The organism is Stenotrophomonas sp. YJH_SMC_20 (assembly GCF_059367845.1).
In genome coordinates, this window is sequence record NZ_JCAFRG010000005.1 from 284,969 (window position 1) to 306,303 (window position 21,335).

General features: G+C 67.5%; 15 protein-coding genes. 8 read left to right on the forward strand and 7 right to left on the reverse strand.

Annotation, left to right across the window (positions count from 1 at the left end; genetic code table 11):
* Positions 1-28 precede the first annotated feature (28 nt).
* On the forward strand, positions 29-1,312 hold the full coding sequence (locus AC5P6A_RS11485; RefSeq protein ID WP_346714945.1) for a putative DNA modification/repair radical SAM protein: 1,284 nt from the start codon (positions 29-31) through the stop codon (positions 1,310-1,312).
* The gene (locus AC5P6A_RS11490; protein WP_346714946.1) at positions 1,293-2,789 is read left to right on the forward strand and encodes a UdgX family uracil-DNA binding protein; all 1,497 of its coding nucleotides are present in this window, start codon (positions 1,293-1,295) and stop codon (positions 2,787-2,789) included. The genes AC5P6A_RS11485 and AC5P6A_RS11490 overlap by 20 nt, the downstream gene beginning before the upstream one ends.
* 33 nt (positions 2,790-2,822) lie before the next feature.
* On the opposite strand, the gene maiA is transcribed toward AC5P6A_RS11490, so the two are convergent.
* Together maiA and AC5P6A_RS11500 are read right to left on the reverse strand one after the other, a co-directional pair.
* Entirely contained in the window at positions 2,823-3,491 is a 669-nt protein-coding gene (maiA, locus tag AC5P6A_RS11495) for a maleylacetoacetate isomerase (protein WP_111103843.1), read from the reverse strand.
* A 14-nt stretch (positions 3,492-3,505) separates the two neighbouring features.
* Positions 3,506-4,495, reverse strand: a complete 990-nt coding sequence (locus tag AC5P6A_RS11500; RefSeq protein WP_019660949.1) for a fumarylacetoacetate hydrolase family protein — start codon at positions 4,493-4,495, stop codon at positions 3,506-3,508.
* 904 nt (positions 4,496-5,399) lie between these two features.
* On the opposite strand from AC5P6A_RS11500, the gene AC5P6A_RS11505 reads away from it, so the two are divergent.
* Positions 5,400-6,812 (forward strand): DEAD/DEAH box helicase, encoded by a 1,413-nt coding sequence (locus tag AC5P6A_RS11505; RefSeq protein WP_180877039.1) that lies wholly within the window; start codon positions 5,400-5,402, stop codon positions 6,810-6,812.
* 579 nt (positions 6,813-7,391) lie between these two features.
* Here the strand turns inward: AC5P6A_RS11505 and AC5P6A_RS11510 are convergent.
* Together AC5P6A_RS11510 and AC5P6A_RS11515 are read right to left on the reverse strand one after the other, a co-directional pair.
* Entirely contained in the window at positions 7,392-9,986 is a 2,595-nt protein-coding gene (locus tag AC5P6A_RS11510; RefSeq protein WP_346714947.1) for a M14 family zinc carboxypeptidase, read from the reverse strand.
* A gap of 73 nt (positions 9,987-10,059) precedes the next feature.
* A complete protein-coding gene (locus AC5P6A_RS11515; RefSeq protein ID WP_019660946.1) occupies positions 10,060-12,699 on the reverse strand; it encodes a TonB-dependent receptor plug domain-containing protein in 2,640 nt (879 codons plus the stop codon).
* A gap of 192 nt (positions 12,700-12,891) precedes the next feature.
* Here AC5P6A_RS11515 and queD point away from each other — a divergent pair, with 192 nt between their 5' ends.
* Together queD and AC5P6A_RS11525 are read left to right on the forward strand one after the other, a co-directional pair.
* The gene (queD, locus tag AC5P6A_RS11520; RefSeq protein ID WP_005407953.1) at positions 12,892-13,254 is read left to right on the forward strand and encodes a 6-carboxytetrahydropterin synthase QueD; all 363 of its coding nucleotides are present in this window, start codon (positions 12,892-12,894) and stop codon (positions 13,252-13,254) included.
* 117 nt (positions 13,255-13,371) lie between these two features.
* Complete coding sequence (locus tag AC5P6A_RS11525; RefSeq protein WP_019660945.1) at positions 13,372-13,719, forward strand: phasin family protein; 348 nt, start codon at positions 13,372-13,374, stop codon at positions 13,717-13,719.
* Between the two features lie 432 nt (positions 13,720-14,151).
* On the opposite strand, the gene asnB is transcribed toward AC5P6A_RS11525, so the two are convergent.
* The gene (gene asnB, locus AC5P6A_RS11530) at positions 14,152-16,053 is read right to left on the reverse strand and encodes an asparagine synthase (glutamine-hydrolyzing) (protein WP_180877029.1); all 1,902 of its coding nucleotides are present in this window, start codon (positions 16,051-16,053) and stop codon (positions 14,152-14,154) included.
* Between the two features lie 347 nt (positions 16,054-16,400).
* On the opposite strand from asnB, the gene AC5P6A_RS11535 reads away from it, so the two are divergent.
* Positions 16,401-17,090, forward strand: coding sequence for a winged helix-turn-helix domain-containing protein (locus AC5P6A_RS11535; protein WP_010484092.1), 690 nt, complete (start codon positions 16,401-16,403; stop codon positions 17,088-17,090).
* Positions 17,087-18,433: an ATP-binding protein gene (locus AC5P6A_RS11540; protein ID WP_111102060.1), complete on the forward strand. Its 1,347-nt coding sequence runs from the start codon at positions 17,087-17,089 to the stop codon at positions 18,431-18,433. The genes AC5P6A_RS11535 and AC5P6A_RS11540 overlap by 4 nt, the downstream gene beginning before the upstream one ends.
* Here the strand turns inward: AC5P6A_RS11540 and AC5P6A_RS11545 are convergent.
* Entirely contained in the window at positions 18,430-19,899 is a 1,470-nt protein-coding gene (locus AC5P6A_RS11545) for a sensor histidine kinase (RefSeq protein ID WP_180877027.1), read from the reverse strand. The genes AC5P6A_RS11540 and AC5P6A_RS11545 overlap by 4 nt on opposite strands.
* Positions 19,896-20,615, reverse strand: coding sequence for a response regulator transcription factor (locus tag AC5P6A_RS11550; protein WP_005407947.1), 720 nt, complete (start codon positions 20,613-20,615; stop codon positions 19,896-19,898). Before AC5P6A_RS11550 ends, AC5P6A_RS11545 begins: the two co-directional genes overlap by 4 nt.
* Before the next feature lie 145 nt (positions 20,616-20,760).
* On the opposite strand from AC5P6A_RS11550, the gene msrB reads away from it, so the two are divergent.
* Positions 20,761-21,333, forward strand: a complete 573-nt coding sequence (msrB, locus tag AC5P6A_RS11555; protein WP_005415145.1) for a peptide-methionine (R)-S-oxide reductase MsrB — start codon at positions 20,761-20,763, stop codon at positions 21,331-21,333.
* The last annotated feature ends 2 nt before the right edge of the window (positions 21,334-21,335 follow it).

Here is a 21,335-nt window from a genome sequence, read left to right on the forward strand (position 1 = left end):
TGAGACCGCCGATCCGTAGGTTTCCGCAATGGAAACCATCCGCAAGCTTGCCATCCTGGCTGACGCCGCCAAATACGATGCCTCCTGCGCCTCCAGCGGCTCGGGCAAGCGCGACTCACGCGCCAGCGGCGGTATCGGCAGCACCGAGGGCATGGGCATCTGCCACAGCTATACACCGGATGGCCGCTGCGTTTCGCTGCTGAAAATCCTGCTGACCAATTTCTGCGTCTACGACTGCGCCTACTGCGTGAACCGGGTCTCCAGCAACGTGCCCCGTGCACGTTTCAGCGTGGATGAGGTGGTCACGCTCACCCTGGACTTCTACAAGCGCAACTACATCGAGGGCCTGTTCCTGTCCAGCGGCATCATCCGCAATGCGGACTACACCATGGAACAGATGGTGGAAGTAGCCCGGCAACTGCGCGAAGAACACCGCTACGCCGGCTACATCCACCTCAAGACCATTCCCGAGGCCTCGCCGGAACTGCTGGCCAGTGCCGGGCGCTATGCCGACCGCCTGTCCATCAACGTGGAACTGCCGACCGAAGCCGGCCTGAGCGCCTTGGCGCCGGAGAAGACGGTTCATTCCATCCGTGGCGCGATGGGCGAACTGCGTTGGCGCATCGAGGAAGCCAAGGAAGCTCGCAAGGCCCCCACAGCGGTGGCACCGACGTCCATCCGCAGCACTCGCCCGCGTCCTCCCCGTTTCGCACCGGCCGGGCAGAGCACCCAGATGATCGTCGGCGCGGACGGGGCAAACGACCGGCAGATCCTGGCCAGCGCCGACAGCCTGTACGGCAGTTACCGCATGCGCCGGGTCTACTACTCCGCGTTCAGCCCGATTCCGGACGCCAGCCGGCAGTTGCCACTGCAGCCGCCACCGCTGCAGCGCGAACATCGCCTTTACCAGGCTGACTGGCTGCTGCGCTTCTACGGGTACGGCGTGGATGAGATTACCGATACCACCCAGGACGGCATGCTCGACCTGGATATCGACCCGAAGATGGCCTGGGCGATCCGCCATCCCGAGCGCTTTCCGGTCGATCTGAACCGGGCACCGAAGGAGATGCTGCTGCGGGTGCCCGGCCTTGGCGTGCGCAACGTCAAGCGCGTGCTGATGGCACGCCGTCACGGGCGGCTGCGCGTGGCCGACATCGCGCGCCTGAAGGCACCGATGAGCAAGCTGCTGCCGTTCGTGCTGCTGGCCGACCATCACCCTCGCAAAGCACTGGACGACCCGGCGGCGCTGCGCGCGCAGCTGGCCCCGCCGCCGCGACAGGCTTCGCTGTTCGATGCCCCGTCCGCGGCCTGACGCGCAGCGCTGGTCGCTGCGGGTGGATCCACCATGGTCGCTGGAGGCCTGGCGCAGCGGTGCGCGCGAAGCCCTGCTGCGCGGCGTCGCGCCGGAGCAGCTGGACTGGCTCGAGGGCAGCGACGCATCACTGCTGGACGCGCCCGCGGTCACCTCGGCGCCCGCACAGGCCGATGCTGGCGCACCGACGGTACCGCGCGACTTCCTGGAACTGGCGGCCACCTGCCTGTGCCATCGCGACGGACAACGCATGGCCCTCCTGTACCGGTTGCTGTGGCGCATCGCCCATGGCGAACGCTCGGTGCTGTCAAACCCTGCCGATGCCGACGTACTGAGGGCGATGGCCATGGCACAGGCGGTCCGCCGCGACACGCACAAGATGAAGGCATTCGTGCGCTTCCGCGAAGTGCCTGGCCAGCCTGATGCGTTCATCGCCTGGTTCGAGCCGCAGCACCACATCGTCGACCGGGTCGCGCCGTTCTTCGCGCGCCGTTTCACCGGCATGCGCTGGGCCATCCTCACGCCTTCGCGCAGCGTCGCCTGGGATGGGCAGGCGCTTGCCTTCGGCCCCGGTGCACGGCGCGAGGACGCCCCGGCCGAGGATGCACGCGAGTCGCTGTGGCAGACCTACTACGCCAGCATCTTCAATCCGGCGCGACTCAACACACGGATGATGATGCAGGAGATGCCGGCCAAGTACTGGCGCCACCTGCCTGAAGCACAGTTGCTGCCACGCCTGGTGCGCGACGCCGCCGACCGCGTGCAGGAAATGCATGACCGTCCCGCGCAGGCACCGCAACGCAGGATTCGCCCACGTGCGAACGCTGCGGCGCCGGCAACCGATGCCAGCAGTCTGGACAATCTGCGCGGACAGGCCAGCGCCTGCCGCCAGTGCCCGTTGTGGGAGCAGGCCACGCAGACCGTGTTCGGCCAGGGGCCGGCAGGGGCCGGGGTGATGCTGGTCGGAGAACAACCCGGCGATACCGAGGATCTGCGCGGGCAGCCGTTCGCAGGACCCGCCGGCCAGGTGCTGGACCGCGCACTGGCGGAGCTGGGAATCGATCGCGCCCAGCTGTACCTCACCAACGCGGTGAAGCACTTCCACCATGAGCGGCGCGGCAAGGTGCGGCTGCACAAGCGACCGGAAAGCCGCCACATCCAGGCCTGCCGCCCCTGGCTGATGGGCGAGATCGCGCGTGTGCGGCCCCAGGTGATCGTATGCCTGGGCGCGACAGCGGCAGCCTCGGTATTCGGTCGTGACTTCGACCTCTCACGCGACCGCGGACGCTGGCACACCCTCGAAGATGGCACGCGCGGCTACGCCACGGTGCACCCGGCGTGGGTGTTGCGGCAGACCGACGATGCACGCCGCGAGGCCGGCTATCGGCTGTTCCGGGAAGACCTTCGGCAGATGTTGCGAGGGGATGGGGCATCCGCCGGGCATGGCCCGGCGCTACCACGGACCGGGGACCGGTAGCGCCGGGCCGCGCCCGGCGAGCGAAGCGGCCCGTCAGGCGGCGTCGGGCTGGTGTTCCGGACGCGCGCGGTCGAATGCGTCCAGCGCTTGGCACGCCGCTTCGATGCGGCGCAGGGTCGGGTACGGTGCCAGGTCCAGGCCAAAGCGGTGGGCGTTGTACAGCTGCGGCAACAGGCAGATGTCGGCCAGGCCAGGACGGTCGCCGTGGCAGAAGGTGCCGGTGTCGCGGCTGTTGGCCAGCATCGCTTCCATCGCGTCAAAGCCTTCGGCGATCCAGTGCAGGGTCCACTGCGTGCGGGCGTCGGCGGGCAGCTGCAGGTCGCGTTCCAGGTACTGCATCACCCGCAGGTTGTTGATCGGATGGATATCGCAGGCCACCAACTGGGCCAGCGCCCGCACCCGTGCGCGGCCCGCAGGATCGGCCGGCAGCAGCGGCATCTGTGGGAAGCGCTCTTCCAGGTACTCGATGATCGCCAGTGACTGGGTCAACGTGTGCCCATCATGCAGCAGGGTCGGCACCAGCTGCTGCGGATTGAGCGCGCGGTAAGCCTCATGGTGCTGCTCGCCACCGTCGCGCACCAGATGCACCGGCCGCGCCTCCCAGGCCAGGCCCTTCAGCTCCAGGCCGATGCGCACGCGGTAGGCGGCGCTGGATCGCCAGTAGGTGTACAGCACGATGCCGTCGTCGACCGGGATCTCCATCGCCGCCTCCATGCTCAGGGCCTGGCCGCCTGTTCGATGCGCTGCTCGATCGCACCGAAGATGCTGTTGCCGGCAGCGTCGAGCATCTCGATCCGGACCACGTCGCCGAAGGACATGAACGGCGTGCTCGGCTTGCCGTCACGCAGGGTCTCGACCACGCGCTGCTCGGCGAAGCATGAGGCACCCTTGCTGGTGTCTTCGTTGGCGATGGTGCCCGAGCCGACGATGGTGCCGGCACCCAGCGGGCGGGTCTTGGCCGCATGCGCGACCAGCTGGGCGAAGTTGAACTGCATGTCCACGCCCGCCTCCGGCGCACCGAACCACTGGCCGTTGATGTGGGTCAGCAGCGGCAGGTGCACCTTGCTGTCCTGCCACGCAGCACCCAGCTCATCGGGGGTGACGAACACCGGCGACAGCGCCGAACGCGGCTTGGACTGCAGGAAGCCGAAGCCCTTGGCCAGCTCGCCCGGGATCAGGTTGCGAAGCGAGACATCGTTGACCAGGCCGACCAGCTGGATGTGGCTGGCGGCCTGTTCCGGGGTGGCCGCCATCGGCACGTCGTCGGTGATCACCACGATCTCCGCTTCCAGGTCGATGCCGTAGTCCTCGCTGACCACCTTGACCGCATCGCGCGGGCCGTAGAAGCCCGCACTGGTGGCCTGGTACATCAGCGGGTCGGTGTAGAAGCTCTCGGGCACCTCGGCACCGCGGGCGCGGCGCACGCGCTCGACGTGCGGCAGGTAGGCGCTGCCATCGACGAACTCATAGGCACGCGGCATCGGTGCGGCCAGCGCCTGCGGATCGAGGTCGAACACGCCATCGGCGTCGCCAGCGTTGAGCGATTCGTACAGGGCGTTCAGGCGCGGTGCGATGTGGCTCCAGTCCTCCAGGGCCTGCTGCAGGGTGGCGGCGATGCCGGTGGCGCGCACGCCGTGGCGCAGGTCACGCGAAACGACGATCAGGGTGCCGTCGCGGCCGCCTTCCTTCAAAGAACCAAGCTTCATGGGTGGGTGTCCGGAGTCGTGGGCAAACAAGTTTCAAGTGTAATCAAATCTGCGGCGGCGCCAAGCTGCAGCGCGGCATCGGCCCACCCTACCGTAGTGGGGGCTTCGGCAGGGCTTGCAGCCCTGCACCTGCTTCAAGCCAGGGCAACAGCCGAAGCAACAGCAACAGCGGGCATTCCGTGGGATGGCGAGGCACTGTGGGTTTGCGGGGACACCGTAAACCCATCCATGGGGGCTTGGTCGCGGCATCCATGCCGCTCACACCCCGCAAACCCACAGTACCCCGCCTTCGACAGTAGGCCGGTGGCCAGTAGATCCACGCTATGCGTGGATGAAATCTGTCAGATATCGAATGAAATTCCGGGGTCAGATCCGTTTTCCTGCGGAAAACGGATCTGACCCCATGCCATTCCGACAGATCGCAGGAAACTGTCGAAGGCGGGGTGGGTCCGGTGGCGGGAGTGTCCGCGGCATGGATGCCGCGGCCAAGCCCCCAGGGACGGGTTTACGGCGTCTCCCGCCACCGGACCCACCCCGCCATCCCTCAGGAAACCCGCTTTTGACGTTGACGTCGCTTTGGCCTCTGCAGGTGCAGGGCGCAGCCCTGCAGAGAGAACCCCTTACCTGAACGGGGCTTTTTGCGCGAGGTCTCAGCCATCGGTTAGACTAGGCAGGTCTGCAGCGGCCGTCCGTTTCCCTCCGGGACCGCCGGCGACCAGGGTCCGCCCTCTTCGCCCGCCCCCACTCCGACGCCGTTCGTCACGCATTCCAGCCGGCGCTTCGTGCCGGCTGCACCCAACTTCTCGCAGCGCGGTTCACGGGAACGCTCCGAGTCAGCCGATCACTTTGATCTGCCCCCGTCTGTCCGTTCGGACAGGCGTTTCTTGTACTTGGAGCAATCTCAATGTCTTTTGAATCGCTGGGCCTGGCGCCCTTCCTGCTGCGTGCGCTTGCCGAGCAGGGCTACGAAAATCCGACCCCGATCCAGCAGCAGGCGATCCCGCTGGCGCTGGCCGGTCGCGACCTGCTGGCCGGCGCACAGACCGGTACCGGCAAAACTGCCGCGTTCGGCCTGCCGTTGCTGCAGCACCTGGGCACCGCCTCGCAGGAAGTGCGTGCCGGCCCGCGCAAGCCGCGTGCGCTGATCCTGGCCCCGACCCGCGAACTGGCCACCCAGGTGCATGACAGTCTGCGCGGCTACAGCAAGTACCTGCGTATCCCCAGCGCCTGCATCTACGGCGGTGTCGGCATGGGCAACCAGCTGGACATCCTGCGCCGTGGCGTGGACCTGCTGGTGGCCTGCCCGGGCCGCCTGATCGACCACCTGGAGCGTCGCAGCGTCGACCTGTCCGGCATTGAACTGCTGGTGCTGGACGAAGCCGACCGCATGCTCGACATGGGCTTCCTGCCGTCGATCAAGCGCATCCTGGCCAAGCTGCCGAAGCAGAACCGCCAGACCCTGCTGTTCTCGGCCACCTTCGAGGACAACATCCGCCAGCTGGCGCTGGAGTTCATGCGCAACCCGGAACAGATCCAGGTGACGCCGAAGAACACCGTGGCCGAAACCATCACCCACCGCGTGCACCCGGTCGATGCCGGCCGCAAGCGCGACCTGCTGCTGCACCTGCTGGCGCAGGACAGCCGCGAGCAGACCCTGGTGTTCGCCCGTACCAAGCACGGCAGCGACAAGCTGGCCACGTTCCTGGAAAAGTCGGGCATCAAGACTGCGGCGATCCATGGCAACAAGAGCCAGGGCCAGCGCCTGCGTGCGCTGGGCGACTTCAAGGCCGGCCGCGTGACGGTGCTGGTGGCCACCGACATCGCTGCGCGCGGCATCGACATCAACGAGCTGCCGAAGGTGATCAACTTCGACCTGCCGATGGTGGCCGAGGACTACGTGCACCGCATCGGTCGTACCGGCCGCAACGGCGCGACCGGCCAGGCGATTTCGCTGGTGGCGCAGGATGAAGTGAAGCTGCTGCGCGCGATCGTGCGCCTGCTGGGCCGCGACATGGACATCCGCGATGTACCGGGCTTCGAACTGCAGGTTCCGATCCGCTGGGGCAACAGTGCGCCGGGCAAGGCCGAGCACGATACCGGTGAGCGCGCACCGCGCAAGAGCCACGCGCGCCGTCCGCACGGTGATACTCCGCGCCATGCGCATGCCGGCCCGAAGAAGGCCGGCGGTGGCCGCCGCGAAGGCGGAGGAAATGGCCAGCAGCGTGCAGGTGCCGGCCAGGGCCAGCGCCGTGGCGGTGGCGGTAATGGTGGCGGCCGTGGTCGTGGCCAGGGCGGCGGCGGTGGTCGCGCTGGCTGATCCCAGCTGACATGGAGGGTGCTTCCCGCTGCGCGGGGGGCTATCGAAGGACGGCGCTGACGCGCCGTCCTTTTTTGTTGCTGGCTACCGTGAGTAGAAGCCGGCGGTGTGCTGCGCTGAGGGCGGATGGGCGTGGGGCCAGCGCAAAACACGCCGTAAACCCATCCATGGGGGCTCGGTCGGCGCATCCATGCGCCTCACGGTTTTGCGCTGGCCCCACGCCCATCCGCTTCAAGCATTGCCTGCGCCTTCTTCTCCCGCCGGGTAGCCGGGAGAAGAAAGATCAAATTCAAATTCAAATTCAAATTCAAATTCAAATTCAAGTTCAAATTCAAAGGCAAAAGCCGAAGTCGCAATTCCTGGCTTTGCTTTTGCTTTTGCTTTTGTATTTGCCCTTGCTCCCGCCTTGGGGTCTGATGCGTCCGCGCCCGCAGGAAACTGTCATGGGAGGCAGGGGGCCTCAGCCAGGACCGTTGGCGCCAAGGATGGCGCCATCGAGCCCCCATGGATGGGTTTACGGCGTGTCCTGGCTGAGGCCCCCTGCCTCCCAAGCACAACAGAAACTCGGCGCCAAACACCTCAACCCCGCGCTTTCGCCGGATTTACCAGATTCCCGAAGAAGATCGCGTTGATCAGCAGCCGATCCGTCCCGTGCCAGTACTTGCGGTGCGCCGGGTCATCGGCAAACAGCACCACGTTGCCCTGCCCCTGCGCCGACACCAGCAGCCACGCGCTGCCCGCTACCCGCGCACGGTTGCGCTCGGAAAGATAGCCATTCACCCGCGGCGGCGTGTCGATGCGTACCACCGTCGAGAATGGGTTCGCACTCGGCTGCAGCGTCACCGTGTTCTCCTTGTTGATCGCCAGTTGCCGGCGCGGCACGCCGAACGCCAGCGGATGACTGGTGTCCACATCGGCGCTGAGGATGTTGCCGCTGACCCGCTCGATCGCGGCGATGTCGCGCTGGTCGCCGAATGCACGGCGGCTCTCGTCGGCAGTCTCTTCGTCCTTGCCGAGCTTCTCGCCGTCGGCGAGCTTCTGTTCGATCGCCCACTTCGAGGCACTGCCATAGGTCACCAATGAACCACCGGCCTGCACCCAGCGCTTCAGTGCAGCCACCGCCGCGGCATCGACGCCGGTATAGGTGCCACCGGACAGCACGATCGTGGTGTAGCGGTCCAGGGACACTTTGCCCAGCTGCTGCGGGTCCAACTTGCTGGCAGGCAAGTGCAACTGCTGGTCGAGCAGGAACCAGGCCGAGCCGATCTCGGTGGCGGCCACCCCCTCCCCCATCACCAGCGCAACCGCGGGTTTGCGCAGCGCCTTGACGCCGTCACTGCCCAGATCGATGCCTTCGCGGCTGCGGCCACTGGACAGCGCGTGCACCTGCACACCTGCCTCGCGCGCGGCCGATGTCACTGTCTCAAGCAGGCCCGCGCCCTGCAGCGATTGCCCGGCAACCGGAATCACCAGGCTGCCGGCGGCGAAGCTGACGTCGCCCTGCGCGGTCGCGGTGGTGAACGGCTGGAATGCCGCACGTGCGCTCACGCCTTTGCCCTGCAGCGCGGCCAGCGCGCGCCCGGCGTTGTAGTCGCGCCAGTCGATCGCGTATGCGAATCCGGCCTGGCCGCCCAGCACCGCACCGTGCTCCGCCGGGAGCGCGGTCACGCGTGCGCCGCCTTCGATGCGGCTGCGGCTGCCCGCGAAGGCCACGCCGTAGGCCGGTGCGATTGCGTAGCTGGTGCTGCCGTAGAACACGTCGCCCTTGATCGGCGGCGTCTCGGCAAAGATCGAATGCACCAGGCGGAACTGCGCCTGCTGCATTGGCACCACGTAGGCGCTCCCCGCCTCGAAGCGCAGGCCATCGACGCTGACCGCACGGTCCAGCGCGCGCACCTCGATGCGGTGCAGCAGCAACAGTTCCAGCAGGCGACGGGTCAGCGCCGGATCATGCGTATCGCCGAACACGAAGCTCTTCACCGGCTGCTGCGCTGCCTGCTTCAGCGCACTCTGGAAGAACTGCTTCTGCAGGTCGAACAGGCCGCTGCGCTCGGCCACCGCGCCACGCACCGTGCCGAGGCCGGTAGCGACCTGGTTGCGAATGGTGAACGGGAAAGTCAGCAGGCCGTTCACCGATTCCTGCGCGCGGCCACGTGAACTGGCCTGCTCGACGGTGACGCCGACCGCGCCGTGGAAGTCCGGATAGGTCGAGCCGTACACCGGCGAGAAGTTGTCGAAATTCTCGCCGGTGTAGTACAGCGAACCCAAGGCATCCAGCGCCTGCGCGTGGTACTTGGCCAGGGTCTTGTTGAACTCGTACGACGGCGCCGGAATCAACGGGCTGTGCATGCTCTTCGGCGAAGGCTCGAAGTAGTACGTGCTGTCCTTGCCCATTTCGTGGAAGTCGATCTGCACGTTCGGGTACCACTGGTGGAACACCTCCACCTTCGGCCGCGAGTCCTGCTGGGTCAGGGCCAGCCAGTCGCGGTTGAGATCGGTGAAGTAGTGGTTGGTGCGGCCCTGCGGGAACGGCTCGACGTGCTCCTTGTCAGCCGGGTCGGCCGAGGCCGGATCGGAGGCCCACGCGTTGTGCCAGTTGGCGGCGCGATCGCGACCGTCCGGATTCTGCGCCGGGTCGAACAGCACCACCGCCTGCTGCAGCCATTGCTGGGTCTCGGCACTGCGGTTGGCCACCAGGTAGTAGGCGGTCAGCATCGCCGCCTCGGCGCTGGAGGTCTCGTTGCCATGCACGCTGTAACCCAGCCACACCACCACCGGGCTGTCGCCCGCCGCACTGCGCGGCTGCGCCGGATCGACCAGGGTCGCGTGCTGCTGGCGGATCTGTTCCAACCGCGCGTGGTTGCCGGCAGCGGTTACCGTGGCGATCAGCAACGGGCGGCCCTCGTAACTGCGGCCGATCTCGCGCACGCTGATCTTGTCCGAGCGTTTCGCCAGTTCCTGGAAGTACGCCACCAGCTGGTCGTGCCGGGTGTAACGGCTGCCGATCGGGTAGCCGAGGAACTGCTCGGGTGTGGGAATGGACGTATCGAACGCGGCCGCGTCGACGGCCTGCGGGAAGAAGTACGCACTCTGTGCCTGCGCTGGCTGCGGGCAGGACAGTGCGGTGGCGGCGGCGATCAGCAACGGAAGAACGGCACGACGATGCAAGGACACGGTGACTCCCCAGGACACAACGGCAGACGGTCGCGCGGCCGGCTCCCTGAAGAAACCGGCCGCAGCGGATGGATCAGAAGCGGTAATCGAAGCCCAGCGTGAAGTAGCGGCCGCGCAGGTCGTACTGGCTGAAGTCGTATGGCGCGCGGATGCCCGGGAACGAAGCGTCGTACGGCGGCGTCTTGTCAGCCAGGTTCTGCACCTTGGCATACAGCGTCAGCTTGTCGATGCCGGTGTAGCCCAGGTACAGGTCGTACTGGCTATAGCTGCCGACGCGCTGCTGCACGGCCTTGGCTGCGGTGCTGGCTTCCTGGCGGTAGCTGCTGGTGTAGTACCAGGTTACTGCGGCGTTGAAATCACCGTACTTCCAGTCCAGCGTGGTGGTGGCCTTGTCCTTGGGCAGGGTCGCGCCCAGGTTGCTGCCGGCGTAGTCCACCAGCGGGCCACCGACCACGGTCGGGCGACGGTAGTCGCGCACGTGGGTGTAGGCCGAGGACACGGTGAAGTCACCCAGCGCCGCGGTCGGGATGCGCTGGCGCAGTTCGACGTCGATACCCGAGGTCTTCAGCTCGCTCAGGTTCTGGTAGCGGTTGTAGACCGCCTGCAGCTTGCCGCGCTCATCGCGCTGCACCGCGCCAGCCACGTTGTCGTTGACCAGGGTCTGGGTATTGTTGGTGCCGACCAGGTTGTCCAGCTGGATGCGGTAATAGTCCACGCTCAGGTTGGTGTTGGCCCACGGTGACAGCACCACGCCGAAGTTCACGCTCTTGGTTCGCTCCGGCTTCAGTGCGTTGTTACCGACGGTGAAGAAGGTCGGGTTCTGGCGCGAGCCCGGCACGTCCGGATCACGCGGATCAACCACGCTGCCGTAGGCGATGCTGGTGCTGTTGGAGTTTTCCGACAGCGACGGTGCGCGGAAGCCCTTCGAAGCGGACGCACGCACCAGCAGGACATCCAGGGGCTGCCAGCGCAGGCCGATCTTCGGCGAGAACGCATCGCCGAAATCGTCGTAGTGGTCGGCGCGCGCGGCGGCGGACAGCTCCAGCGTCGAGGCCAGCGGCACGTTCACTTCGGCGTAGGCCGCACTGACCTGGCGCTTGCCGTGTACTTCGGCAATGGCCGGGCGCACCTGCAGGCCGGCATCGATCTGCCACGGGTTGTTGGAGTCGAGCTTTTCGCGGCGCCACTCGGCACCGGCCGCGAAGCCGATCTCACCCGCCCAGGTATGGCCCAGGCTGCCGGAAATCTTCGCATCGATACCCTGCAGCTTGGATTCGGCCGGACGCAGCGTGGCGATGTTGATCGAATCGCGCACCGACTGCGGCGTGGCCGCCGGGTTGAGCAGGTTGTAGCTGCCGGTGGCCAGCGCGTCGGCCAGCGCCCAGCGATTGGCGAAGCCGCCGGACACGCTCTCGCGCTCGCTGCTGCGTGCGCCGAACGCGGCCACTTCCCAATCCCACGACGCGGTGGTGCCACGCAGGCCGAACACGCCGCGGTAGGCGGTGGAACGGTTGGTCTTGATCGTGCCGCCGAGGTCGAAGAAGGTGTACTCGATCGGGATCGCGCGGCCGTACGGGTTGTACGGATTGTTGGCCGGCAGCAGCGACGACACCGGCTCGGCCAGGCCGCTGTTGGCGTTCAACGCGAAGCGGCCGCTTTCCAGGGTAAAGAACGGGCTGCTGCCGAACCAGGCGGCGCTCTTGATCTGGCTGTACAGCACTTCGCCAAAGGCCTCGACGTTGTCGTTCAGGCGGAAGGTACCGTTGGCATAGGCCTGGTAGCGCTTGGTCGAGGGAATCAGCGTGGTGAACGGCGCCTGGTTGAAGCCGCAGGTATCACCGGACAGGCCATCGATCGGCGCGCTGGCAACGCGGGTGGTGCCGGCCGGGCAGTTGCCGTTGGCATCGAGCATCGGCACCGAGACGCCGTTGACCAGGTAGCGCGCGCCCTTGGCCGACCAGCCGTTCCAGCGGCCACCCGGCTTGTCGGTGTAGATGCCGCTCCTGGTCAGGTTGCGTTCGTCCTGGTCCAGGCGCTCACGGTTGTACCCCTGCAGGCTGAAGAGGATGTTGTAGCCATCGGTGTCCAGATCACCCAGGCCGCCGACGAACTTCAGGTTCTGCTCGTGCAGGCCGCCCTGGTCGGCACCGCCGAAGCTGCCGCCGATCTCGGCGCCTTCGAAGTTCTGCCGGGTGATGATGTTGACCACGCCGGCCACGGCGTCGGAGCCGTACACCGCCGAGGCGCCGTCCTTGAGCACCTCAATGCGCTCGACCGCGACCAGCGGCAGCGCATTGAGATCGACGAAGGTGTCGGACAGGCCACCGGCCGGGAAGCCGTAGTTGGCCAGGCGGCGGCCGTTGAGCAGCACCAGCGTGTTCTTCTGCGACAGGCCGCGCAGGCCGATGCCGGCCGAGCCGGACGCCCAGCCATTGTTGGTGGTTTCGTTGGCAGCGTTGCCGGTGTTGGCCGAGATCGAGCGCAGCACGTCGGCGACGGTGGCCTTGCCGGTCTGTTCCAACTGCTGGCGGCCGATCACCTGCACCGGGTTGGAGGCCTCGGTATCGGTGCGCTTGATGTTGGAACCGGTGACGCGCACGGCGGCCAGGGTGCTGGCTTCGCCACTGGCGTCGGCGGAGGTTTCGGCGGCGGCGGACAAAGGCGCGGCCAGAGCGACGGCCAGGGCCGCCACGAGCAGGGTGTGCTTGGGCATGACGATGTGGGGGAGGTGGAAAGGGCGACGTAGTTCCGCAGTAGTCCATGCCAAGCCGGGGTCCGGCCAATAACATCTCTTCATACGGATATAAGAGAAACTATCATCTCTTCATCCGGATGGAAAGAATTACTTCACGAAAGTCCAACAATCGCTCAGGATGGCCGGCCACCTGCGGCGTACAATCGCGCCATGGAAATCTTCAAAGTCTTCATGCTCGAGGCGGCGCACCGCCTCCCCAACGTGCCGCCGGGGCACAAGTGCGCGCGCCTGCACGGCCACTCGTTCCGGGTGGAACTGAAGGTCGAAGGCGAGCCCGGCGCGCAGACCGGCTGGATCATGGACTTCGGCGACGTGAAGGCGGCTTTCCAGCCGATCTATGACCGCCTGGACCATCACTACCTCAACGACATCCCCGGCCTGGAGAACCCGACCAGCGAGAACCTGGCGGTGTGGATCTGGAACGAACTCAAGCCCAGCCTGCCGGCGCTGAGCGAGATCACCGTGCACGAAACCTGCACCTCCGGCTGTCGCTACCGCGGCCCGACGGCCTGATCAACCCATTGATCTGAAAGGCTTTTCAAAGGCGCCCTGAGCGCCTTTGTTATTTTTGTTGCATTGCCGCATCAACGGCGTATGCTGCAATGCATCAAGCCACTCCCTGATGCCCCCATGGCCGCCGCCTTCAGCGATCGCTTCAGTGATGCCACCCGCCAGTTCGCCGCCGCCGCAACGCGCGCAAACCGATTGGCGTTGGAGAACGCGGAAAGCATGTTCGGCGTGCAGTTGAAGGTGATGGAGCGCAACCTGACCGCGACCGGCGGCTGGCTGGGCGAACTGGCCCGCAGCGACGACGCGGCCGGGATGCTCAACAAGGGCGCACAGCTGTGGCAGGACAACCTGCAGCGGCTGGGCCAGGCCCAGCAGGACGTGGTCGGTCTCGGCCTGGTGGCCAGCAAGGCGTGGTCCGAACTGGTGCAGGGTTACAACGAATCAACGGCGGACGCGAGCAACCACTGACGCGACGCAACGCTCATTGCGTGGGTCCCTCCCCCCATGCAATCCGGACCCGGCAGATCCCTCCCTCTGCCGGGTCTTTTTTTGCCTGGCGTCCGGATTCCGGAGTGCGTCTTCGTCCGATGTCTCTGCGAACTGAGGGGCCCCGCCGGGACAGGCAGGGGCCTGGGCAAATGTCCCGGCGCCGGCCGTTGGCCGCCACCTCCTCCTTTACTTTGCCCAGCCCCCCGCCCGCCCCGACGAGACTCGGCTTACGGCAGGTAAAGCGCAGCGCTCGTGGCGCCTTTCAACGAGGCGCCGACGAACTCCGAACGCAGGGCGGATGCCCTTGCGTACGAAGTAAAGGGGGAGGTGACGGCCAACGGCCGGCGCCGGAGGACATTCGTACGCAAGGGCCTCCGCCCTGCGCCGCGCAGGACAACCCGCGAAGGAACCTCAGCGCCCGCGACCACCATGCCAATGCTGGTGCCACGCCTGGAACATCAGCACGTTCCACAGGTGCGTGTGCCACTTGCGCTCGCCGCGCAGGAACGCTTCCCAGATGCCGCGCACGCGTGCCGCATCGAAGCAGCCCTGGTTGCGAAGCAGCTGCGGGTCCAGCAGCGCCTCCGCCCAATCGCGCAACGGACCGGCCAGCCAGCGCGCCATGGGCGGGCCAAAGCCACGCTTGGGACGGTACACCAGCGGCTCGGGCAGGTAGCGTGCCAACAGATTCTTCAGAATGAGTTTGTGTTCGCCATCGTGGTACTTCAGGTGCTGCGGCAGGCGCCAGGCCAGGCGCACCACCTCCATGTCCAGCAACGGCGCACGGGTTTCAACGCCCGCCGCCATGCCCGCGCGATCAACCTTGGCAAGGATGCCCTCGGCCAGGTCCATGCGGAAATCCAGCAGCTGGATGCGCGCCTCGGCCGGCAGCGCCGTGTCCTGCTGCTGGAAGATCGTCAGCGGCTCACGCGCACCCAGCACTACCTGCGCCGGCTGCCGCCAGCGCGTCACGCGCTGCAGATAATGCCCCTCCACATCGTTGGCAGCCACCTCGGCCACCAGCGCACGCCAGCCACCCAGGCGGCCGCGCTCGGGATTCATCCGGTTGCCGCTGCGCCGTGCCAGGTCACGCACCCAGTCCGGCAGGCCGCCGCACAGGCGTGCATTGCGCAGCGCGCGGCCGTAGCTGGGGTGACCGAAGAACAGTTCATCGCCGCCATCACCGGTCAGTGCAACCGGCTTGCGAGCGCCCAGCAGTTCGCTGGCGAGCAGGGTCGGCAGCTGCGAGGCATCGGCGAACGGCTCGCACCAGACCTGCGGCAGGCGCTGCAGCAGGTCCAGGCCCTGGCGCGCGTCCATGCGGTGCAGGTGGTGCTGCACGCCGAGATGCCGCGCGACCTGCGAGGCCCAGTCGCTCTCGTCATGGCCGGGATCGTCGAAACCGACCGTCCATGCCTCGATCGGGAGGGTCGACTGCGCCTGCATCATCGCGGTCACCAGCGACGAGTCGGTGCCACCGGACAGGAACGCGCCGCAGGCCAGCGGCGAATGCATGCGTGCGGCAATGGCCTTCTGCAGTACCGTCTCCAGCTTGTCGGTAGCCTGCTCCAGGCTGGGTGCCGGCTGCAGGGGTTCCTGCAGTGCGCTGTGCATCGCATCGCGTGCGCACCAGTAGCGTGAGCCGCCCTGTGCGGCCTGGCTGGAACCGCCAGCCGCATGGTCATTCAGATCGATGCGCAGCATCGCGCCGGCCACCAGCTTGTGGATACCGCGGTAGATGGTGTGTGGTGCCGGCACATAGTCATGGCGCAGCAGCAGGCTCAGCGCATCCTGGTCGATGCCAGGGGCAAAGCCGGCGAAGGCCTGAAGCGCCTTCAACTCCGAGGCAAACAGGAACTGGCCCTGGTACCAACCGTAGTACAGCGGCCGCTCGCCGACCCGGTCGCGGGCCAGCCACAGTTCGCGCGCCTCCCGGTCCCACACACTGAAACCGAACGCGCCCTCGATGCGCGACAGCGCCCGCTCCACGCCCCATTCGACGATCGCCTGCAGCAGCAGCCGCGCATCGCTGCAACTGCGTGGCAGGTCGCGCAGCTGCGCCTGCAGGTCACTGCGGTTGTACAGGCGGCCGTCCAGGCACAGCACGTAGCGACCGCAGTCCGAGCTCAGCGGCTGTAATGGCGTATCGGTGGGCGCCCGGCAGTGGCCCAGTGCCAGGCCGGCCCCGGCGTCGGTCCAGTAGCCAATGCGGCCCCGGCCGCGCTGCTGCAGGGCGCGCAGCATCGGTGCCAGGCGCTGCAGCAGGTGTTCGTCCTCGGCAGGTGGCAGCCAGGCCCCGACCACGCCACTCATCGGGCACCTCTGCAGCGGCAGCGGCGGGACGGGTTCAGCAGGTAGAGGGCGGGCAACATGGGAACGGCACGCGGAGCGGAGGAGACTCCATGCTCTGCGCCCTGACGGCCCCGCGTCAGTCGCGTTGCTGTCAGCGATGGTCACCAGACGTATCACGAAGGTAACGCTTTGTAACAGCCTCAGGCTATGCTCAACGCCAAGCTGTTGCCAGGCCTGGAGTGCGGCCCCAGCGCCAGCAACCCCGGCTGAATGGCGCCCACCCGCTGGACCCGGGCGGCCCGCAGGCTGGGATAGCATCGCCGCGCTCGTGCCGTGGCGGTACGTTTGCGTCCACGGAGGCCTTGGAAATGCTGGATATCGTACTGGTCGAAGACGATGCCCGCCTGGGAACGATGGTCAGTGACTACCTGCAGCGGCATGGCTACCAGGTCGCCCATGAACGCAGCGGCGAACGGGCAGTGGCCCGGATCCTGGCGGAAAAGCCGGCGCTGGTCCTGCTCGATGTCGGCCTGCCCGACCAGGATGGTTTCGAAGTGTGTCGGCAGATCCGGCCCCACTATGACGGCATCATCTGCGTGCTGACCGCCCGCACCGACAACATCGACCAGGTGCTGGGCCTGGAACTGGGGGCCGACGATTACATCGGCAAACCGATCGAACCGAGGGTGCTGCTGGCCCGGCTGCGTGCCCACCTGCGCCGCCACCGCCGGGTCGAGCCACGTGACGGCAGCCTGCGCTTCGGCGAGCTGAACATCGACCCTTCCACCCGCAACGTACACCTGCAGGGCGGCCTGCTGGAGCTCACCACGGCCGAGTTCGACCTGCTGTTCCTGCTGGCCAGCAACGCCGGCCAGATCCTGGACCGCGATGCGCTGCTGCGCGGCCTGCGCGGGATCGCCTTCGACGGCCTGGACCGCTCGATCGATGCCCGCATCTCGCGCCTGCGCCGCAAGCTGGGCGACAACCCGGAGCAGCCAGAACGGATCAAGACCGTTCGCGGCCGCGGCTACCTGTTCAGCCGCTCGGCATGGGGATGACGCGCACGCCGTCGGCGATGCGCGGCCACGCCTTCCACTTCCTGCGCTACGGCATCGGCTTCCTGCTCGCCCATCTGTTGCTGATCGTGCTGGGCCTGTGGGCCTGGGATGCCCTGCTGGAAGACCGCACCGAAGCCGGCCTGCAGGCCGAGATGCGCGGCACGCACGCGCTGCTGCAGCATCGCTTCGCCGAAACCCCGCGTGAACAGTGGCCGGCGCTGGCCCGCGAACTCGACGCTGATTTCGCCTATGCCCTACGCCTGGTTCCTTTGGCCGAGGCGGTGAAGGCGCTGCAGTCCAGCCAGCGACCGCCATTCAACAACGGCCGGGTGCAGATCGACCTGGAGCACATGCGCAGCCTGCAGCGCATCGGTGACAGCGGCTACGCGCTGATGCTGGGGCCGCTGGACGAAGCGCTGCCTGACGAAAGCTGGCAGGACAGCGAAGTCTCCGGCGTGGCGATCCTGCTGCTGATCCTGATGGTGGCGGTGGCACTGCCGATGTACGTGATGGTCTACCGGCTGTGGCGCGACGTCTCGCAGCTGGCCCAGGCGGCGCGGCGGATGCGCGACGGCCAGCTGGACACGCGTGCGCCGCGCGCCGGCACCGCACTGGTGCGGCCGCTGGCCAATGCCTTCAACCACATGGCCGAGCAGCTGCAGCAACTGCTGGAAAGCCAGCGGGTGCTCGCGCAGGCGGTGGCGCACGAAGTCCGCACGCCGTTGGCACGGATGCGTTTCGGCCTGGCCGAGCTGGAAGACAGCGCACTCGACGACGTGCAGCGCGATGCGCTGGGCGGCCTGCGCACCGATGTGGATCGGCTGCAGCACCTGACCGACGCCGGCGTCGAGTACGCCGCACTGGGTCGCTGCCATCAGCTGACCCGCCAGCGCCTGCAGCTGGCGGCGCTGGTGCGCGGCGTGGTCGCCCAGTTCGCGCCGCTGCCGGTGCCGGTGCAGCAGGCGCTGTCGCCGGTGGGCCTGGTCAACGTCAACCGGCACATGCTGGAGCTGGCACTGCGCAACCTGCTCGGCAATGCACTGCGTTACGCGCGCCGGCAGATCCGTATTGCCAGCACCGTCAATGACGGCTGGCTGTGCCTGCAGGTGGAGGACGACGGCCCCGGCATCGCACCCGAACTGCGCGGCCAGGTACTGCAACCCTACGTGCGGCTGGACCCGGGCAGCCCGGGCTTCGGCCTCGGCCTGGCGCTGGTGCAGGTGGTGGCCGACAAGCACGGCGGCCACGTTGAAGTGACCGACTCCGAACTGGGAGGTGCGTGCATCCGCCTGAAACTGCCGCTGGAAAGCGGCGGTGCGGTGACGGGCGAACCGGCCTGCTAGGCCGCCGGTTCGGCGCGTGGCAGGGCAAACACGAACAACGCGCCGCTCGCGCTGTCACGCAGTTCGATCCTGCGCCCATGCAGCTGCACGATGCGCTGCACGATCAGCAGGCCCAGCCCGCCGTTGTCGCCACGCCGAGCGCCGAGCGCGGCCGGTGCCTGGAACAGGTGGGTGCGCAGCGCTGGCGCCACCCCGGGGCCATCATCGGCCACGCTCACCTCCACGCTGTCATCGGTTGCGCGCAGGCGCACCTCGATCTGCCCACCCTCGGGTGCATGCCGCAGCGCGTTGTCGAGCAGGTTGGTCAGCACCCGCTCGACCAGGCCCAGATCGGCACGCACCAGCGGCAGGCCGGGCGGGAACTCGGCGTGCAGGTGCTGGTTGCGCGCCTGCGCCGCCAGCTCGAATTTCTGCAGCACATCCTGCAGCAGTTCCGGCAGCGCGAACACTTCCCACTCCAGGCGCACTTCGCCATGTTCCAGCCGCGCCAGCTCGAACAGCGCGCGTGCCAGCCGGCCGACCTTGGCACTCTGTGCCAGCGCGATGCCGAGATAACGGCGCCGCTCGTCCGGCGACAGCGTGGCGTCCTTCAACGCCAGTGTTTCCAGGTAGCCATGCAGCGACGACAACGGCGTACGCAGGTCATGCGAGATGTTGGCGACCAGCTCGCGGCGCTGCAGATCCTGCTGGCGCAGCTGCTGCCACTGCTCGCCCAACCGTTGCGCCATCTGCGCATGCGCATGTTCGAGGATCACCAGTTCATCGCGCTCACCCGGGCGCAGCGGCTCCGCCGGCGGCAGTGGCGTGGGTGCATCGATGTCGAAGGCCTGGATGCGCCGGGTCAGCCGCCGCAGCGGGCGTGTCACCCAGTAGAAGGCCACCAGCCCGGCCAGCAGGCCGAGGCCACCAACGAGTGCCACCGACCACAGCGTGGTGTTCCACTGACTGCCGGCGGCGAGGTCGTCGGCCAGCATCTGCCGGTGTTCGCCCACCAGCACCACGTACACATAGCCGGCCTGGCGGCCCTGCACGATCAACGGTGCAGCACTGAACACCTTGCGGCCATCGGCGCTGCGCGGATCATCACCGAGGATCGGCAACGGTGCTCCCGCCAGCAGGCGGCGCAGCGGCGCCACGTCCACCCGGGTGCGCACCAGGTGCCCACTGGGCGCATCGTGGCCAAGGATGCGGCCCTGGTCGTCCAGCAGGTAGACCTCGACGCTGGGGTTGACCGCCATCAGCTGGCCGAACAGCGCGCGCACGGCGGCATCGCGCATGCCGCTGGTATCCATCAGCTCGCTGCGCTGGGCAATGTGCTCGGCCAGGCCCAGCGACAGCCGCTGTACCACCTCCTGCTCGTGGCGGGTGTTGGCCCGCATCTGCAGTGCAAGCAGCGCCATGCAGCACGCCAGCATCAGCGCAGCGGTCACCACCGCCAGCTTCTGCCACAGGTTCGGCTTGATCACGCCGCCGCCCCGGCCGGATCGACCAGCTTGTAGCCGCGGCCCCACACCGTCAGCAACCGCCGTGGGTTGGCCGGGTCCGGCTCGATCTTGCTGCGCAGGCGATTGATATGGGTGTTGACCGTGTGTTCGTAGCCATCGTGCTGGTAGCCCCAGACCTGGTTGAGCAGTTCCATGCGCGCGAACACCTGGTCCGGATGACGGGCGAAGAACAGCAGCAGGTCGAACTCGCGCGGGGTCAGCTCCAGCGCGTTGCCATCCACCGAGGCGGTGCGCGCGACCGGATCCAGCTGCAGGCCGCCCAGTTCGATCGCGCCGGCATCGATGCGTGCGCTCTGCGCCATCGCCTCGGCGCGGCGCAGCAATGCGCGCACCCGCGCTACCAGTTCCGGCATCGAGAAGGGCTTTGCCAGATAATCGTCCGCGCCCAGTTCCAGGCCGACGATGCGCTGGGTTTCGCTGCCGCGCGCGCTGATGATGATGATCGGCACATAGCGCGCCATCGCGCGTGCACGCTGGCAGACCTGCAGGCCATCCACGCCGGGCAGCATCACGTCCAGCACCAATGCATCCCACGGACCTTCCTGCTCCAGCAGGCGCAGGCCGGCATCGCCGCTGGCGGCATGGGCCACGTCGTAGCCCTCATCGCCCAGGTGCATGCGCAGCAGGTCGGCGATGTGGGCATCGTCTTCAACGATCAGCACGCGTTTGGTCGACATCGGCAGCTCGGGGCCAGTGGGGAGGCTGGCAGCATTGTGGCGCGGGACGGCCGCCGATACCTCACGAAAAATTGAATCCTGCGTGAGGATTCGTTGACCCGGGCGGGCGCAGCATGGCCTCGTCATCCCCTTCCCGGAGTCCGCCATGTCCCTGTCCCGCCGCCATCTGCTGGGCCTGGGAGGTGTTGCCACCGCCGCCGGCCTGCTCGGCCTGGGGGCCTGCAGCCGCGCCGCCCCGGCCGCCGCCGAAGCGCGCCCGTCGCGACAGTTCGAGGTCATGCACAGCGATGCCGACTGGCGCCAGCGCCTGACCCCGGCGCAGTACGCGGTGCTGCGCCAGCAGGCCACCGAACGGCCGTGGAGCAGCCCGCTCAACAAGGAACACCGCCAGGGCACCTTCGCGTGTGCCGGCTGTGCGCTGCCGCTGTTTTCCTCCTCCACCAAGTTCGAGAGCGGCACCGGCTGGCCCAGCTTCTGGGCGCCGCTGCACAACGCCATCGGCGAAGACCGCGACGTCACCTTCGGGATGCTGCGGGTGGAGGTGCACTGCCGTCGCTGTGGCGGCCACCTCGGCCATGTGTTCAACGATGGCCCACGCCCGACCGGGCTGCGCTACTGCATGAACGGTGCAGCGATGGTGTTCGTTCCCGGCGCCACGGATGGCACTGCCGACGGCTGGCGGGTGCCGGTCGGTTCTTCCCCTGTTTCCGGAGCCTGACG

Coding starts and splice junctions, on each gene's coding strand:
- AC5P6A_RS11490 (WP_346714946.1), top strand. CDS start 1,293: ATGCCCCGTCCGCGGCCTGACGCGCAGCGCTGGTCGCTGCGGGTGGAT.
- maiA (WP_111103843.1), bottom strand. CDS start 3,491: ATGGAGATCCCGGTCGACGACGGCATCGTGCTGTACACCTACTGGCGA.
- AC5P6A_RS11515 (WP_019660946.1), bottom strand. CDS start 12,699: ATGCCCAAGCACACCCTGCTCGTGGCGGCCCTGGCCGTCGCTCTGGCC.
- AC5P6A_RS11505 (WP_180877039.1), top strand. CDS start 5,400: ATGTCTTTTGAATCGCTGGGCCTGGCGCCCTTCCTGCTGCGTGCGCTT.
- queD (WP_005407953.1), top strand. CDS start 12,892: ATGGAAATCTTCAAAGTCTTCATGCTCGAGGCGGCGCACCGCCTCCCC.
- AC5P6A_RS11550 (WP_005407947.1), bottom strand. CDS start 20,615: ATGTCGACCAAACGCGTGCTGATCGTTGAAGACGATGCCCACATCGCC.
- AC5P6A_RS11485 (WP_346714945.1), top strand. CDS start 29: ATGGAAACCATCCGCAAGCTTGCCATCCTGGCTGACGCCGCCAAATAC.
- AC5P6A_RS11500 (WP_019660949.1), bottom strand. CDS start 4,495: ATGAAGCTTGGTTCTTTGAAGGAAGGCGGCCGCGACGGCACCCTGATC.
- AC5P6A_RS11540 (WP_111102060.1), top strand. CDS start 17,087: ATGACGCGCACGCCGTCGGCGATGCGCGGCCACGCCTTCCACTTCCTG.
- msrB (WP_005415145.1), top strand. CDS start 20,761: ATGTCCCTGTCCCGCCGCCATCTGCTGGGCCTGGGAGGTGTTGCCACC.
- AC5P6A_RS11525 (WP_019660945.1), top strand. CDS start 13,372: ATGGCCGCCGCCTTCAGCGATCGCTTCAGTGATGCCACCCGCCAGTTC.
- AC5P6A_RS11535 (WP_010484092.1), top strand. CDS start 16,401: ATGCTGGATATCGTACTGGTCGAAGACGATGCCCGCCTGGGAACGATG.
- asnB (WP_180877029.1), bottom strand. CDS start 16,053: ATGAGTGGCGTGGTCGGGGCCTGGCTGCCACCTGCCGAGGACGAACAC.